The sequence below is a fragment of the Rhizobium sp. BK289 genome (genome assembly GCF_014193575.1).
GTDB lineage: Bacteria > Pseudomonadota > Alphaproteobacteria > Rhizobiales > Rhizobiaceae > Rhizobium > Rhizobium tropici_C.
Map to the genome: position 1 here is coordinate 262,746 of NZ_JACHZO010000008.1, position 14,994 is coordinate 277,739.

Consider the following 14,994-nt stretch of genomic DNA (forward strand, 5'->3'; position numbering starts at 1 on the left):
AAGTGCGCAGCGGTTTTCCGCCCGGATGCATAGATACAAATACTCCAGGTCCGGCCTATTCAAGCACAAGGCTGGTTTCCATCGCCCGATCGCCGTCGACGATCAGAATGCCCCAGCTCTTGCCTTTCGGATCATAATTCTTCGGCAGCTTGCCGATCTCAATATCGGTCGAGAAGGTGCTCCCATCCCGTTTTGCGTTCATTTGCTGGAAGAACACATAGCCCGATGGTCCCGTCACATAGATCGTTGGCGCATCGCCGGTTGCCTCCGGCAATGCCAGCTGCAGCGAAAGCGTCTTGGCATCGGCGGAGATTTTGTGGCTCTGAACAGCGAAATGGGATGAAGGGGCTTCCGGCAGCAGTGCTCTGGCAGCATCCAGCAGGGCGAGTTCATGTGTCGTCGGCTGCTCGCCGGCCGGCAGCGGCAACGAATAATCAGCTTGGAAGGGGATGCAGATCTCCTTGCACAGGCCTACGAAAGCGGTCAGCTTGAGTTCCGCCGGCGTCTTGCCGGTCACGCGAAAATCGAGCGGCAAGATCACCGGCGCATCATAGCCGATCTCCTTGATATTGCCGACCGTGATCTGCTTCGGCACAGGATAGCCGGCCTTTTCCAGCGTCACGCCGCTATCGGGTGCCGGCGTCACCTGAGGCGGAATTCCGCCCTGGCCCGGTTCGCGCCAATAGGTGATCCAGCCGGGCGCCGGTTCGATCTGCAGGGCGGCGCGGATATGTCCTTCCGCGCCAGGCGCAAGCGCTATCAGGCGCATGCGTCCACCTTGATTGTCCATCCATTCGCTCATGGCGGCATGGGCCGTTGCGGCGGTGAATAGAGAGGCGGCGAACAATGCCGAGAGGCGTATCGGAGTGCTTATTCCAATCATGAAACAAGGATTTAACGGATCGAATTGCCGGGGGCCAGCATGACGGAAGAGGGAAATGATCATTTTCAGTTGATTGATTTATGACATTGCCCCATCTTGATTAAAGGCGGTGCAGTTGGAGACTGCGGTCAGGAGGCACGATGTCCCTATCGACGCTGAAGAATAGACGCGAAAGAGGTTTTCTCGACGGTCAGTTCCTGATCGCCATGCCGGGCATGGAGGATCGGAACTTTCACCGGACGGTGGTTTATATCTGTGCCCATTCCGACGCAGGTGCCATGGGTTTCGTCATCAATCGGGCCCAGAAGCTGACATTCACCGATGTCCTCTTGCATCTCGAAATGATCAAGGACGACGATGCCATCGTGCTTCCGCAAGGCGCACGGGATTTTCCCATCCAGACCGGCGGTCCGGTTGAAAGCGGGCGCGGCTTCGTCTTGCATTCCGACGATTACATCAGCGACAGCAGCATTCCGGTCAGTGACGATATAAGCCTGACGGCGACGCTCGATATCGTCCGGGCTATTTCCAAGGGAAGCGGTCCGAAACGTGCGACGATGCTGCTCGGTTATGCCGGCTGGGGTGCCGGTCAGCTCGAGGCGGAGATCGGCAATAATGGCTGGCTGAACTGCCCGGCGAACGAAGAACTGATCTTCGACCGCAGCCTCGATAACAAATATGATCGGGCCTTGGCCCTCATGGGCATCAACGCCGCAATGCTGTCGCCGCACGCTGGCCACAGTTGAGCTGATTTGCGTTGTTTCGGAACGAAATAGCCGATGTGACGTTTCCCCGGCAGCGCAACGGCAATTCCGCCGTGCCAGCCAGGGAGGCGTCAGACATGAGCAGCACGACCGACAAGGTATCCGGTAAGGTGAACGAAATCGCCGGCAAGGCCAAGCAGATGACCGGCAAGGCGACCAACAACAAGGACATGCGCGCCAAGGGCGCTACGCAGGAAGCCAAGGGCAAGATGCAGACCGCCGTTGGCAAGGCCAAGGACAAGGTCAAAGGCGCGGTCGACCGGATGTGACCGGCTGTTGTATATTCCAATCCGTGCTCGCTGTTCCGTCTGAATTGACGTCGTAGCAGCGATGTTGGGAGGAAGAGCCTGTTACGGAAACGTGGCAGGCTCTTTGTTCTCGCCAATCTTGCATTTCCGAGGGGAGCATGCGGCTTTTCACCTGCGACCATTGCGGCCAGCCCGTCCATTTCGACAATAGGCAGTGCGTCCGCTGCGGCCATCAGCTCGGCTTCGTTCCCGATCGCCTGGCGATCTATGCACTCGACGCCGTCGACGATGTGACATGGCATCCTGTTTCCGAGCCTGAGAGGCCTGTGCGCTTCTGCGCCAATGCCGAGCTCGACATCTGCAACTGGCTCGTCGATACTGGCGATCCGCAGCCCTTTTGCGTCGCTTGCCGTCATAATCGGCTGGTACCGAATACCGATACGCAGCAGGGTATAGATCGCTGGCGGCGTATCGGTCAGGCGCAGAGGCATCTGTTCTATTCCTTGCTCCGCTGGAATTTGCCGCATCCCGATCGGCAGCAGGATCCGGATGGTGGCCTGGTTTTCGATTTCCTCGAGGATGAAGTGCAGGGCGGTACCGTCGTCCCGGCCATGACTGGCCACGAGGAAGGGTTGATCGCCATTCGCGCCGCCGAGGCGGATGATGTCACGCGAGAGCAGACGCGCGCCTCCATGAACGAGCCCTATCGCACCTTGCTCGGTCACTTCCGCCACGAGACGGGTCATTTCATCTGGAACAAGCTTGTTCGCGACCGCGGACGGTTCGACGGCTTCCGCGCTGTCTTCGGCGATGAGCGCGCCGATTATGGTGCGGCGCTTCAGGCCCATTACGACAATGGCCCTCCCGCGAACTGGCAGGAGAGTTTCATCAGCGCCTATGCTAGTGCGCATCCGTGGGAGGATTTTGCCGAGTGCTTCGCCCATTATCTGCATATCGTCGATACGCTGGAAACGGCGCGTTCCTTCGGACTGGCGATCGACCCCTATCGCTATCACGACATGGCCGCGGAGGTGGATTTCAATCCCTATGAGGCTGAAAGCGCCGAACAGCTCGTCAATGCCTGGATCCCGTTGAGCGTGGCGATCAATTCCATCCAGCGCAGCATGGGACAGCCGGATTCCTATCCCTTCATCCTCTCGCCGCCGGTGGTTGCGAAGCTCGACTATGTAAGGGAACTGATCGCCAGTGCCTGAGCGGCGCTGCGATCCATCGGCGCCGAGTAGGGGGAGGGACTAGGCGCGTTTCGTCAGCGGAAACCGTTCCTTCAACAGACGGAGCACCGAATCCGATCCCATCGGCGGGCCGAAGATGAAGCTCTGGCCGTAGGTGCAGCCGATCTTGGCCAGTTCCAGCGCATCCTCTTCGGATTCGATGCCTTCGGCGACCACGCGCATGTTGAGTTCGCGCGCCATGGAAATAACCGAACGCAGAAGAACAGCCTTCTTGTCGCTGTCGTCGCGGACCATCGCCTTGTCGAGCTTGATCGTGTCGAAGGGGAAGCGGGTGAGATAGGCGAGCGACGAATAGCCCGTGCCGAAATCGTCGAGCGCCAGACCGATGCCTGCGTCGCGCAGCTTGTCGAGCACGAGCCGCGCCTGTTCCGGATTCTCCATCACCTGCGATTCCGTCAGCTCCAGCTTGATACGGTTTGGGTCGCAATGGGTTTTGGCAAGCAGGGCACGGATATCGTCGTAAAGCTCGTTGTTGAGCAGCTGCACGCTGGAAAGGTTGATGGAGACGAACAGCGGCAGGTCGCCGGTCTGTCGCTGCCATGCCTTCAGGTCGTTGGTCGCCTGTTCGAGCGCGAACATGCCGAGCGGGCCGATGATGTCGGAAGCCTCCGCGATCGGAATGAATTCCGTTGGCGGAATATTGCCGCGCTTGGGATGCTCCCAGCGCATCAGCGCCTCGAAGCCTGCGACCTCGGCATCTTCCAGGCGGACGATCGGCTGATAGACCAGCGAAAGTTCCTTGCGCTCGACGGCGCGGCGCAGATCGGTTTCGAGCTGCAGCCGGTCGGTGCCGAAGCTGCGGAAAGCCGGCTGGAAAGGCTCGACGCGATTGCCGCCGGCGCGCTTGGCGCGATACATGGCGAGTTCCGCATCGCTCAGCATGCCGGCCGCATTTTCCTGCTGGTCGACCCACGACGTCAGCCCGACCGATGCCGTCAGGATGATTTCACGATTGGCGAAATTGATCGGCACCATGATCGCCTTGCTGATCGCGTCGGCAAAGTCGGCGACCTTGGCTGGATCGCGTTCGGAAACGAGGATGAGGCCGAACTGGTCACCGGAAAGACGCGCCAGCGTATCCTGCGGCTTCATCAGGCGGCGAAGGCGACGGGTCAGCGCGATCAGGATATTGTCGCCTGCGGCAAAGCCCAGCGTATCGTTGACGAGCTTGTAGCGATCGATGTCGATGACCATGACCGTCGGCCGCAATTGATTTCCATCGGAAGCCAGCGTCAGAACGGCCTGCAGGCGGTCGAGAAAGATCTGGCGGTTCGGCAATCCGGTGAGATTATCGTGGACGGCATCGTGCAGCAGCCGTTCGACTGAATTCTTCTGTTCGGTAATGTCGACGATCGTGCCGACGCAGCGGATGATCTCGCCGTTCGACCCCAGCACAGGCCGGGCGCGGATTGACAGCCAGTGGAAATGCCCGTCTTCGGCACGAATTCGGAATTCATGGTTCAGCCGGCCGCGCCGATGTTCCAGAAGCACGTCGAGTGTGGCGCGGAACCGATCGCGATCGTCGGGATGCAGCCGCGGCAGCCAGTTGCGCGCCGCGCCATGCATGGTGCCGGGCGAAAGGCCGAGCTTCATCGAGATATCGGGCGTCGTCACGACGCGGTCACGGGCGACGTCCCAGTCCCATACTGTATCGCCGGAGCCCGTCAGCGCCAGGGATTGCCGTTCCAGATCCGAGAACAGGCCCTGCTGGAAGGCGCCGCCGGCAAAGGCGTGCTGCATGACTGTGAAGCCGATCAGCAGAACGATGAGGACGAGGCCGCCGCCGAGCGCAGGCTGGATGATGTCGTTGTCGAGCTTGCCCATGACCGTCATCCAGGCTCCGAACAGCCAGACGAGGATCAGCGCCCAGGCGGGCACGAGCAGGATGGCACGATCATAGCGGCTGAAGCCGAGATAGATGATGAGCAGCAGACCCGCCGTTGCGGTCAGCGCCAGCGACAGCCGTGCAATGCCGGCCGCGATCGATGGATCGTAGATCGCCACGCCGAAGAGCAGGGCGAGGCCGAGAACCCAGGCGAGCGTCACGTAGCCGAGATGGGCATGCCAGCGATTGAGATTGAGATAGGTGAACAGGAAGATCACCAGGCTCGATGCAAGCGCCACCTCCGCACAGGCGCGCCATATTCGCTGGTCGCCGGAGGTTATGGTGATGAGCTTGCCGAGGAAGCCGAAATCCACGCAGATATAGCCGAGCACGGCCCAGGCGAGAGCCGCCGTCGCCGGCAGCATCGACGTGCCCTTGACCACGAAAAGGATGGTCAGGAACACCGCCAGCAGGCCGGCAATGCCGAGCACGATGCCGCGATAGAGCGTGAAGGCGTTGACTGTATCCTTGTAGGCGTTCGGTTCCCAGAGATAGAGCTGCGGCAGGTTCGGCGACGAAAGCTCGGCAACGAAGGTGACGACGGCACCAGGGTTCAGCGTGATGCGGAAGACATCGGCCTCGTCGCTCGGCTGTCGGTCGAGCGCGAAACCTTCGCTCGGCGTGATCGCGACGATGCGCTGCGAGCCGAGATCGGGCCAGAAGACCTTCGAATTCACCAGGCGGAAATGCGGAGCAACGATGACGCGCTCCAACTGCTCTTCGGAGACATTGGCGAGCGCGAAGACCGCCCAGTCGCCCTGGTGGTTCGGCGAGGAGGAGCGGACCTCGATGCGGCGCCGGATGCCATCGGCGCCGGCCGCCGTCGAAACCTGGAAGGCTTCACCTTGATTTCTGTAGATCTCCGTCGTCGCCGTCAGATCGAGAGCGGTATCGTCGCGCGAAATTTTTACGGGCTCTGCCGCATGCGCCATTCCGGCGATCAACAGCATCACGGTGGCCGCAAGCGTCGCGATAACAGCACATAGCCGCCGGGCCATCGTTCCCGTCTGCGTGAATCCGGCGATCATCGCTTGTCGAGGTTTCGGTTCGGGTTGGCGTCGGATGCCAACCTTGAAAACATCACATGGTCGCGCCACTGACCGTTGATTTTAAGATAACCGCGCAAATGACCTTCCCGCTGGAAACCGGCTTTTTGCAAAAGCCGCATGCTACGCTCATTGTCCGGAATACAGGCTGCTTCAATTCGGTGCAACTCAAGTCCGGAAAAGATATAGGGTATAACCAATTGAAGTGCGGCGAACATATGGCCCTGACCGGAATAACGCTCGCCCATCCAATATCCGATCATGCAGCTCTGCGCGGCACCGCGGCGAATATAGCCGATCGTAATCCCGCCAACCAGGGTCATGTTTTCCCGCAGGAAGATGAACAGCGGTATCGCCTGGCCGGAACTATATTCCTGCTTGCCGCGGATGATGCGGGCCCGATAGGCGCCCTCCGTCAGCTCGTCATGCCGCCAGGTCGGCTCCCAGGGTTCCAGGAAGCGGCGGCTCTCCGCCCGGAGCCTATGCCATTGGTTGAAATCGGAGTAGCGCGGCAGGCGCAGCAAATATGTATCGTTTTCGAGTTCAACCGCGTCCGAATGACGTGAGAGAAACCGAAAGACAGATTTTTGCATGCCGCCAAGCACTCCCCCGAGAATTGAACCCATAGGCTCGCGGCATGCCCTTAGCCGCTTGCGCTTTTGGAAGCAGGGGCCGGTGACGACAGTGACGTGACGATGTCTTCCATCGGCGCGAGCTGCTCCAGCGGCCCGATCGCCGAAAGCGTCGGTACTGTATCGAAGAACAGACGGCCGGCAAGATCCGTCAAACGATCGATGGTGATGCCTTCCAGGCGTTCCAGCATCTCCTGGTTCGGGATGGGGCGGCCGTAAAGCATCATCTGCCGGGCGACCTGACCGGCGCGGGCGGCCGGGCTTTCCTGGCCCATCAGCAGCTGAGCCCGGATCTGGGCGCGGGCGCGCTCGATTTCCTGCTGCTGGATATCATGAGACGACTTGTGCAGCTCGTCGATGATGACGGGCAGCAGTTCCGGCAGGTTCTCGCCGCCGGTCGCGGCATGGATGCCGAAGATGCCCGTGTCGGAGAAGCCCCAATGAAAGGCATAGACCGAATAACAGAGGCCGCGGAATTCGCGCACTTCCTGGAACAGGCGCGAGGACATGCCGCCGCCGAGGATGTTGGCGAGGATTTGCGAACAATAGAAATCGCGGGTGTGATAGGCGCGTCCCTCGAAGCCGAGCAGGATCTGCGCATCCATCAGGTCACGCGTTTCCCGGATATTGCCGCCGATATAGCGGGCAGGCTCGATAACGGGCGGAGCGGACGGTTTCGTCGGCAGGCTGGAGAAGCGTTCCTCGACCTGACGTACGAAGCTTTCATGATCCACAGCGCCGGCCGCCACGACGAACATGCGATCGGTCGTATAGTTGCGGCCGAGGTAATGGCGGATCTGTTCCGGCGAGAAGGAGACGACCGTCTCCGGCGTGCCGAGAATGGCGCGCCCGAGTGTCTGGCCGCGATAGGCGACTTCGGAAAACTTGTCGAAGACGACATCGTCGGGCGTGTCGTTCGCCGCATTGATTTCCTGCAGGATGACTTGCTTTTCGCGCGCCAGCTCTTCCTCGTCGAAGGCGGACTCCGTCAGGATATCGGCAAGGATATCGACGGCCAGCGGCACGTGATCCTTTAAAACGCGGGCATAATAGGATGTGGTTTCGGTCGAAGTGGCAGCGTTGACTTCGCCACCGACATTCTCGATTTCCTCGGCGATCTGCCGGGCGGAGCGCCGTCCCGTGCCCTTGAACGCCATGTGCTCGAGCAGATGCGCGATACCGTGTTCTGCTTCCGTCTCGTTACGCGAGCCCGATTTGATCCAAACGCCGAGTGCCACGCTTTCAAGGTGTGGCATCGATTGGGTTGCTACTGTCAGCCCGGACGCAAGCCGGGTGCACTCCACTGTCATCGCTTGTCTTTCCGCGTCTGTTACTCCCCGGCCCGGGCGTGCTTGCCGATAAAGCCTTCAACGGCTTTAAGTTCCGGATCGAGAATGTCGAAACGCTCCTCCCTGGTCATCAGACCAGCAAGCCACGTCGGAAGCGCCGGGTCAATACCGGATGCGGATTTTACTGCGGCGGGGAATTTTGCAGGATGCGCGGTGGCGAGCGTTACCATCGGGCTGCTGGGACGCTCGTTCTTCGCGGCGACGAAGGCTCCGATCGCCGTATGCGGATCGAGCAGATAGCCCGTGTCGGCAAGGGTTTTGCGGATCGTTTCGGCCACCTGCTTCTCGCTGGCGCGACCGGCGCGGAAGTCCTTCTTGATGAACTTCAGGACCTCTTCGCTGATCGAAAAGCCGTTCGACTGCTTCAGGCTCTCCATGGCGGCGCGCACCTTGGATGCATCGCGGCCGTTGGCTTCGAACAGCAGCCGTTCGAAGTTGGAGGAAATCTGGATATCCATCGACGGAGAGGTGGTTGCCTTGACGGAACGCATCTCGTAGCGGCCTGTCTTCAGCGTGCGTGCCAGGATATCGTTCTCGTTGGTGGCGATGACCAGGCGCTCGATTGGAAGGCCCATGCGCTTAGCGACATAGCCGGCGAAAATATCGCCGAAATTGCCTGTCGGCACGGTGAAGGAAATCTTCCTGTCCGGGCCGCCAAGAGCGACCGCGGTGGTGAAATAATAGACCACCTGCGCCATGATTCGCGCCCAGTTGATGGAATTGACGCCGGAAAGCTTGACCTTGTCGCGGAAGGCGGCGTCGTTGAACATGGCTTTGACGAGGTTCTGGCAATCGTCGAAATTGCCCTTGATCGCCAATGCATGCACATTCGCCGCCGTCGAGGTGGTCATCTGCCGCTGCTGCACCGGCGAGACCTTCCCATGCGGAAAGAGGATGAAGATGTCGGTACGCTCGCGCCCGGCAAAGGCGTCGATCGCCGCACCACCGGTATCGCCCGAGGTGGCGCCGACGATGGTCGCCCGCTGGCCCCGCTTCTCCAGCGCGTAATCCATCAGCCGCGCCAGCAGCTGCATGGCGACATCCTTGAAGGCGAGTGTGGTGCCGTGGAAGAGTTCCATGACGAAGCTGTTTGGCCCGGTCTGGACGAGCGGCGCCACCGCGGGATGCCGGAAAGTGGCGTAGGCATCGTCGATCATGCCGCGAAAGACGTCGGCGGGGATCTCGCCGTTGGTGAAGGGCGAGAGGACCGCGAAAGCGACCTCCTGATAGCTCTTGCCGCGAAAGGCGCGGATTTCCTTCTTCGTCAGGACAGGCCACTCACGGGGAACGTAAAGCCCGCCGTCACGGGCAAGGCCGGCCAGAAGAGCGTCACAGAAGCCAAGGGCAGGGGCTTCTCCCCGCGTTGAGATGTAATCCACGGTCTTAGAATTCCTTTGGTCGCAAAATTGCCTGAGTGATCGATTGAGAGGGTAATGGAACGAAGCGACGGCGGCCTGTCTTTTTGCGTCGGATCAGCCGCGTGGTTTTCGCGTTTGCGCAAGGCGCGTGAGAACGGCGCCATGCGGCGGCTGTCTATGGCAATGTGTCGATCTCGAAAAGTGAGCCAAAACGGTGTCTACCCAATCGATTTTTCGCTGCGTCGCTGGTATAGACCATCGCCAAGTGTCATAAAAGGCCCGTTTGACAGGCTGCAGGCCGATAATGTGAAATATATGGAGAGGGTGGAATAATAGTGTTTGGCAAGGTTTCGCGTCGTCTTTTCTCCGCTTCGCTTCTGACATTGCTGACGGGTTGCAGCACTCTCGGTATTGGCGGCAATAGTGAAAAACAGCCGGCAACGGACGTCACGGTGGCACCGCAAGCGAGTGCCGCGACGGCGGCTCCGACCGGTGGTCAGACCTATGTTGCCGGCAAATGCCCGCAGGCCGTCATCCGCGACGAGGATTCGGTCTATCGCACCTACGCCAAGGGCGCCAAGGACGATCCGAACCAGCTAGTCTATCAGGCTTCGCTGGCGCAGGCGACCCGCCAGTGCACCAGCGACGGCGCCAGCCTCGGCATTCATGTCGTCGCGCAAGGGCGCCTGGTTGCCGGGCCGATGGGCAGCTCCGGCAAGGTCACCTTGCCGATCCATGTCGCCGTCATGGACAATGACAATGCGCTCTATAGCAAGACCATCATGTATACTGCGGAGATTCCGCCGGGCGAAACCACGGCGCAGTTCCTCTTCACCGACGACGATATCCAGGTTGCCGGCGGTTCCGGCGGCTTCACCATCGTCCAGATCGGTTTCGATCAAGGCCCGCAGAAGCCGGCAAAGGGCGAGAAGCCAGCGCGCAAGAAGCGTCACTAAGGTTGGAGTCAAGCGGTAGGCAGTAGGCAGTAGGCAGTAGGCAGTAGGCAGTAGGAAAAGATCACCTTGTCCTTGCTGCCGCCGGCACTATAGCCGCAACATTTATTGCCTATTGCCTCAGAGCACGCCGTCCCATTCGGCGAGCGCCATGACGACGCCCGGCAAGTCGGCCATGCGGCTGACGACGGTTTCGGCGCCGGCGTCGGTCAGCCGATCGGCGTGAGACGGATAGGTGTGCGATGCGCCGGTGAAGCCGATGACGCGCATGCCGGCGGCACGCGCCGCCTGAACGCCGTGAACCGAATCCTCGACGACGATCGTATTGGCCGGGCTGACATTCATCTGCTTGGCGCCATGCAGGAAGATGTCCGGCTTGGGCTTGACGCGGTCGGCGCCGAGATCCTTGGCGGAAAAGATATTAGGAGCAAACAGCTTGAAGTAGCCGACCTTCGTCAGCATCATCTCAAGCCGTTCGGAGCTGGAATTCGAGCAGATGCAGCGCGGCATCGGCAGGCGCGACAGCGCCAGCGGAACGCCAGGGATAGGCTGAACGTCGCTGGCAAGCGCCAGGTCGAGCAGCTTTTCCGATTTGTCGAGCAGCGAAGCGGAGAGGGGGATGCTGGCCTCGCGCTCGACTTCGAACAGGATGTTGCGCCAGGTCATGCCGGCGAAGCGCTCGCCCATTTCCTCGGTGCTGATCGGATAGCCCGCATCGGTCAGCAGTTTGGATTCGACTTGTGCCGCGATGATTTCCGAATCGACCAGAACGCCGTCGCAGTCGAAGATGATGAGGTCGAAGCCGTTGCTCATGAGAGGTACTGCCTTTGATATGGGCTGGATTCGGCATGCTTCAGGGAAGGCCGTCGATGGTTCGGAGCATGCTCTGGAAAATGACGGTCGGGCTTTACACGATCTGCCCGCAAAGCTCAACCAATTGGCGGGCATGGCTGCGCTGCAGTGAGCGAAAGGGTCGAAATGCGCAAAAGAGGTGATGACGATTTCTTGTCGCTCGACATCGGCACTCGACATCGGCCCTCGACATCGGATTGACCCGCCTTTAAGGATCGGCCATGGCCAAGGAGCGCGACGACACCATTGCCAGCCGCATCAGCCGGGTGCTTGCCGACCGCATCATCCGCGGTGAGATCGCGCCCGATGCCCGCCTGCGGCAGGATCACATCGCCGAGGAGTTCGGCACCAGTCATGTGCCCGTGCGCGAAGCGTTCCGGCGGCTCGAGGCGCAAGGACTGGCGATCAGCCTTCCGCGTCGCGGCGTGCGCGTCGCCTCCTTCGATCTCAAGGAAGTCCGCGAGGTCGCGGAGATGCGGGCGGCCCTTGAAGGCCTTGCACTCAGGCATGCGGCCCCGCATCTGACGCCTGCCATTTTGGACGAGGCCGAGCAGGCGACGCGTGACGGCGATGCCGCCGGCGATGTCCACGCCTGGGAGGAGGCCAATCGCCGCTTCCACCGGCTGATCCTGGCACCCTGCGGCATGGCGCGCCTGCTGGCTGCCATCGATGACCTGCATGCCGCCAGCGCTCGCTTTCTCTTCTCAGCCTGGCAATCCGGCTGGGAAAAACGCACCGATCACGACCATCGCGCCATTCTAGCCGTGCTTCGCCAGGGGCGGGCCGACGAGGCTGCCGCAATCCTCCAGAAGCATGTGCAGTGGATCGGCCGCGCGCCGGTCCGCACGCCTTCCGGATCGACGCGCGAAGCTTTCGCAATCGTTGGCTGAAAATTATAGATAATTTTAAGGCGGAGGGTCGAAGCTTCTTGGACGACGACTCTCACAGAGAATGTCCGCCATCCTGGCATCGCTGCATTTCGTTCGACGCCCGGCTGTGGTCCCCTGTGCTTTCTGATTTTTATTCGCCTTATTTTTCAACGCACTCCCGAGCTTTACCGGAATTTGGTGTCGCTGCCACTTGCCTGATTTCGCGATCTCTCTCATAAAATAGATGAGACTAAAAATTATCTATAATTTTGAAAGGAGAGCCTATGTCCCTGTTGCAGCATCAAGATGAAGTCGCTTTCGATCCGCTTCGCCTTGGTCAGCGTTCGCTTGTTACCAAGGCTGTGTTCGTTCTCGCCGGAACGTTGATCCTGGCTTTGGCATCGCAAATCGCAGTGCCGATGGTGCCGGTGCCGATCACCATGCAGACATTCGCGATTACCATGATCGGTGCGCTTTATGGCTGGCGTCTTGGTGCGGTCACCGTTCTCGCGTGGCTGGGCGAAGCTGCGATCGGCTTTCCGGTGCTCGCCGGCGGGGCAGGCGGCATTGCGTCCTTCATGGGTCCGACGGCGGGTTATCTCGCATCCTTCCCGATCATTGCCGCCCTCGTCGGCTGGCTTGCCGAGCGAGGTTGGAGCGGCAATCGCGTCGTGCGTAGCTTCCTTGCGCATCTCTCGGCCAACATTCTCTGCCTCGCGATCGGCGGCGCATGGCTTGCAACGCTGATCGGTGCGGAAAAAGGCTGGCTGCTTGGCGTCGCGCCCTTTGTCCTCGGCGCCGTTCTCAAGTCCGCGCTTGCAGCGACGGTGCTGAAGACCATCCAGGTCTATAGCGGCAAGGCGCGTCTGAATTGACCGTCAGGCTTCGCGCCCACCATCTGCTCTGCATGCTGACCTTCGTCGGTGAAGGCTATACCTCGGCCTTCACCGACAATTATCGCCGCATCGCCGAGCGGCTGTCGGAAGGGGAGGAGATCAAACTCGTCTCCGGCCCCGATGACATCTGCGCTCCGCTCCTGAACGGGGAGGAGCCGCACTGCTTCAAGGCTTCCGTCGTCGAGCGGGATACGGCTGCCCTTGCCGATGTCGCGGCCTTGTTAGGCGAAGAGATCGGTATAGGCGCGGTGCTGGTGCCTGATGCCGTCCTGCTTTCTAAGCTCCGTCGCAATTTCGCCAGCGGTGAAATCCGCCATGCCTGCATCGGCTGTGAATGGGGTGAGCTCTGCAGCCGCATTGCTGCAAGCAATTTCAGCGGTGTCCTGATCAAGGCAGCCTAAGGCGTGTTAGTCAGCCCTGGCTGCGAGGCCTCTGGCTGCCGGGCGCCATCGCTCAACTCAAGTGGAAAGAGCGCCAGAAAGCGGCGCTCGCCCTCGGGCGTGAAGAAGATCGAGCGGCTGTTTTCGGTGCGCCGCGCCCATCCCTTGTCCAGGAAATTCGAAAGCAGCGCCTTCCCAAGGCTGCCGGCGAGATGCGCGCGCCGCTCGCTCCAGTCCAGGCAGGATCGGCAAAGCGGGCGGCGGCTTGAGCGCAATCCGGAAACGTCGATGCCGATCGATCCCAAATGCTTCTCGCCGATGGCTGTCAGGCTCAGACCTTCGCCCACGGCGAAGATCGACCCTGCCTCGATCAGGCTGTCGAGCATGCGTACGCCGTAGTCGCCGGCCAGATGGTCGTAGCAGATGCGCGCCTTGCGCAGCGCCGGCTCCTTCGGGCCGGGACGATGGCGCAAATGGCCGCGGCTGGCTGCAAAACCCATGATGCCCTCGAGCAGCTTGCCGACCCGATCATCCGCTAGCGTGAAATAGCGATGACGGCCCTGCTTGCGCTGTGCCAGCAGGCCGCCCGCTTCGAGCTTGGAAAGATGGGCGCTGGCGGTCTGCAACGTCACGCCGGCAGCCGCCGCCAGTTCCGTTGCCGTCAACGCCCGGCCGCCCATCAGCGCCGTCAGTATATTCGCTCGCGCGGGATCGCCGATCAGCGAGCCGATCTGTGCTATGTCTGGACCTTCCTTCATACTTCGATCGTAACCGAACCATCTCCGTCCTGCAATGTGCGAGAACAGTGCCATCAGCAAAGGAGAAAGCCAATGATCACTTGTTTCATCCGCTATCAGATCGATCCGTTCAAGCAGGACGCCTTCGCAGAGTATGGCAAAGCCTGGGGCCAGGTCATCCCGCGCAACGGCGCGGACCTGATCGGCTATTTCGCCCCGCATGAGGGGTCACTGACGACCGCCTACGGCATCTACAACATCGAAAATCTCGCCGCCTACGAGGCCTATCGCAAGAGCCTCGCCACCGATCCGCTGGCGCAGGCAAATTTCGATTTTGCCCGACGCGAGCGCTTCATCTTGCAGGAAGACCGCATTTTCGTGAAGAATGTCTCGCTGCCGCATGCTCCGAGGATATCGCCATGATCGCAGTTATTTTCGAAGTCGTTCCCCATCCCGACGAACGTCAGCACTACCTCGACATCGCGGCAAGGCTGCGCTCCGAACTCGAAACCATCGAAGGCTTCGTCTCCATCGAGCGCTTCGAAAGCCTCACTCAACCGGGTAAGATCCTGTCGCTGTCCTTCTGGCGCGACGAGGCGGCCGTTCGTGAATGGCGAAACCGCGAGGCCCATCGCGCCGCCCAGAAAGCGGGGCGCAAGACGGTCTTTGCCGATTATCGCTTGCGTGTCGCGCAGGTGCTTCGCGATTACGGTATGACGGAACGAGCAGAAGCACCCGACGACAGTCACGCAGTCCACGATATTTAGGGCTTTCAACGCGATAGCGCCTTTCGACAAGGCCTGCATACCCGGCGGTTTCGTCGGGAATGCAGAAAATATGACGCCGCTTTAGCCTTTGGTAACCAAGTTAGGTAACCATAACACTCAGT

The 14,994-nt window shown here is 60.5% G+C and carries 16 protein-coding genes; 9 read left to right on the forward strand and 7 right to left on the reverse strand.

Going from position 1 to position 14,994, the window contains the following annotated elements:
* Window positions 1-55: 55 nt before the first annotated feature.
* The gene (locus FHT84_RS17810; RefSeq protein ID WP_245430285.1) at window positions 56-790 is read right to left on the reverse strand and encodes a protein-disulfide reductase DsbD domain-containing protein; all 735 of its coding nucleotides are present in this window, start codon (window positions 788-790) and stop codon (window positions 56-58) included.
* 233 nt (window positions 791-1,023) lie between these two features.
* Between FHT84_RS17810 and FHT84_RS17815 the strand changes: the two genes are divergently transcribed.
* From FHT84_RS17815 to FHT84_RS17825, 3 genes are all read left to right on the forward strand, one after another.
* Entirely contained in the window at window positions 1,024-1,629 is a 606-nt protein-coding gene (locus FHT84_RS17815) for a YqgE/AlgH family protein (RefSeq protein WP_112341210.1), read from the forward strand.
* Window positions 1,630-1,724: 95 nt separating this feature from the next.
* The gene (locus FHT84_RS17820; RefSeq protein ID WP_112341211.1) at window positions 1,725-1,916 is read left to right on the forward strand and encodes a CsbD family protein; all 192 of its coding nucleotides are present in this window, start codon (window positions 1,725-1,727) and stop codon (window positions 1,914-1,916) included.
* 137 nt (window positions 1,917-2,053) lie between these two features.
* Window positions 2,054-3,109 (forward strand): putative zinc-binding metallopeptidase, encoded by a 1,056-nt coding sequence (locus tag FHT84_RS17825; protein ID WP_112341212.1) that lies wholly within the window; start codon window positions 2,054-2,056, stop codon window positions 3,107-3,109.
* Between the two features lie 39 nt (window positions 3,110-3,148).
* Here FHT84_RS17825 and FHT84_RS17830 read toward each other — a convergent pair whose 3' ends face one another.
* The 4 genes from FHT84_RS17830 to thrC are packed head-to-tail and all read right to left on the reverse strand — an operon-like array spanning window position 3,149 to window position 9,439.
* A complete protein-coding gene (locus FHT84_RS17830) occupies window positions 3,149-6,031 on the reverse strand; it encodes an EAL domain-containing protein (RefSeq protein WP_246698558.1) in 2,883 nt (960 codons plus the stop codon).
* A 26-nt stretch (window positions 6,032-6,057) separates the two neighbouring features.
* Window positions 6,058-6,672: a GNAT family protein gene (locus FHT84_RS17835; protein WP_112341214.1), complete on the reverse strand. Its 615-nt coding sequence runs from the start codon at window positions 6,670-6,672 to the stop codon at window positions 6,058-6,060.
* A gap of 50 nt (window positions 6,673-6,722) precedes the next feature.
* Entirely contained in the window at window positions 6,723-8,021 is a 1,299-nt protein-coding gene (locus FHT84_RS17840; protein WP_112341215.1) for a pitrilysin family protein, read from the reverse strand.
* 20 nt (window positions 8,022-8,041) lie between these two features.
* The gene (gene thrC, locus FHT84_RS17845; protein WP_112341216.1) at window positions 8,042-9,439 is read right to left on the reverse strand and encodes a threonine synthase; all 1,398 of its coding nucleotides are present in this window, start codon (window positions 9,437-9,439) and stop codon (window positions 8,042-8,044) included.
* A 314-nt stretch (window positions 9,440-9,753) separates the two neighbouring features.
* Between thrC and FHT84_RS17850 the strand changes: the two genes are divergently transcribed.
* Window positions 9,754-10,374: a hypothetical protein gene (locus tag FHT84_RS17850; protein WP_112341217.1), complete on the forward strand. Its 621-nt coding sequence runs from the start codon at window positions 9,754-9,756 to the stop codon at window positions 10,372-10,374.
* A 117-nt stretch (window positions 10,375-10,491) separates the two neighbouring features.
* Here FHT84_RS17850 and FHT84_RS17855 read toward each other — a convergent pair whose 3' ends face one another.
* A complete protein-coding gene (locus tag FHT84_RS17855; protein ID WP_112341218.1) occupies window positions 10,492-11,184 on the reverse strand; it encodes an HAD family hydrolase in 693 nt (230 codons plus the stop codon).
* Window positions 11,185-11,444: 260 nt separating this feature from the next.
* Between FHT84_RS17855 and FHT84_RS17860 the strand changes: the two genes are divergently transcribed.
* From FHT84_RS17860 to FHT84_RS17870, 3 genes are all read left to right on the forward strand, one after another.
* Window positions 11,445-12,113: a GntR family transcriptional regulator gene (locus FHT84_RS17860; RefSeq protein WP_112341219.1), complete on the forward strand. Its 669-nt coding sequence runs from the start codon at window positions 11,445-11,447 to the stop codon at window positions 12,111-12,113.
* A gap of 263 nt (window positions 12,114-12,376) precedes the next feature.
* The gene (locus FHT84_RS17865; RefSeq protein WP_113250066.1) at window positions 12,377-12,967 is read left to right on the forward strand and encodes a biotin transporter BioY; all 591 of its coding nucleotides are present in this window, start codon (window positions 12,377-12,379) and stop codon (window positions 12,965-12,967) included.
* A complete protein-coding gene (locus FHT84_RS17870) occupies window positions 12,964-13,389 on the forward strand; it encodes a DUF1284 domain-containing protein (RefSeq protein ID WP_112341221.1) in 426 nt (141 codons plus the stop codon). The genes FHT84_RS17865 and FHT84_RS17870 overlap by 4 nt, the downstream gene beginning before the upstream one ends.
* On the opposite strand, the gene FHT84_RS17875 is transcribed toward FHT84_RS17870, so the two are convergent.
* Entirely contained in the window at window positions 13,386-14,126 is a 741-nt protein-coding gene (locus FHT84_RS17875) for a helix-turn-helix transcriptional regulator (RefSeq protein ID WP_112341222.1), read from the reverse strand. The genes FHT84_RS17870 and FHT84_RS17875 overlap by 4 nt on opposite strands.
* 72 nt (window positions 14,127-14,198) lie before the next feature.
* Here FHT84_RS17875 and FHT84_RS17880 point away from each other — a divergent pair, with 72 nt between their 5' ends.
* A complete protein-coding gene (locus FHT84_RS17880) occupies window positions 14,199-14,528 on the forward strand; it encodes an NIPSNAP family protein (RefSeq protein ID WP_112341223.1) in 330 nt (109 codons plus the stop codon).
* A complete protein-coding gene (locus tag FHT84_RS17885) occupies window positions 14,525-14,872 on the forward strand; it encodes an antibiotic biosynthesis monooxygenase (RefSeq protein ID WP_112341224.1) in 348 nt (115 codons plus the stop codon). The genes FHT84_RS17880 and FHT84_RS17885 overlap by 4 nt, the downstream gene beginning before the upstream one ends.
* Window positions 14,873-14,994 lie beyond the last annotated feature (122 nt).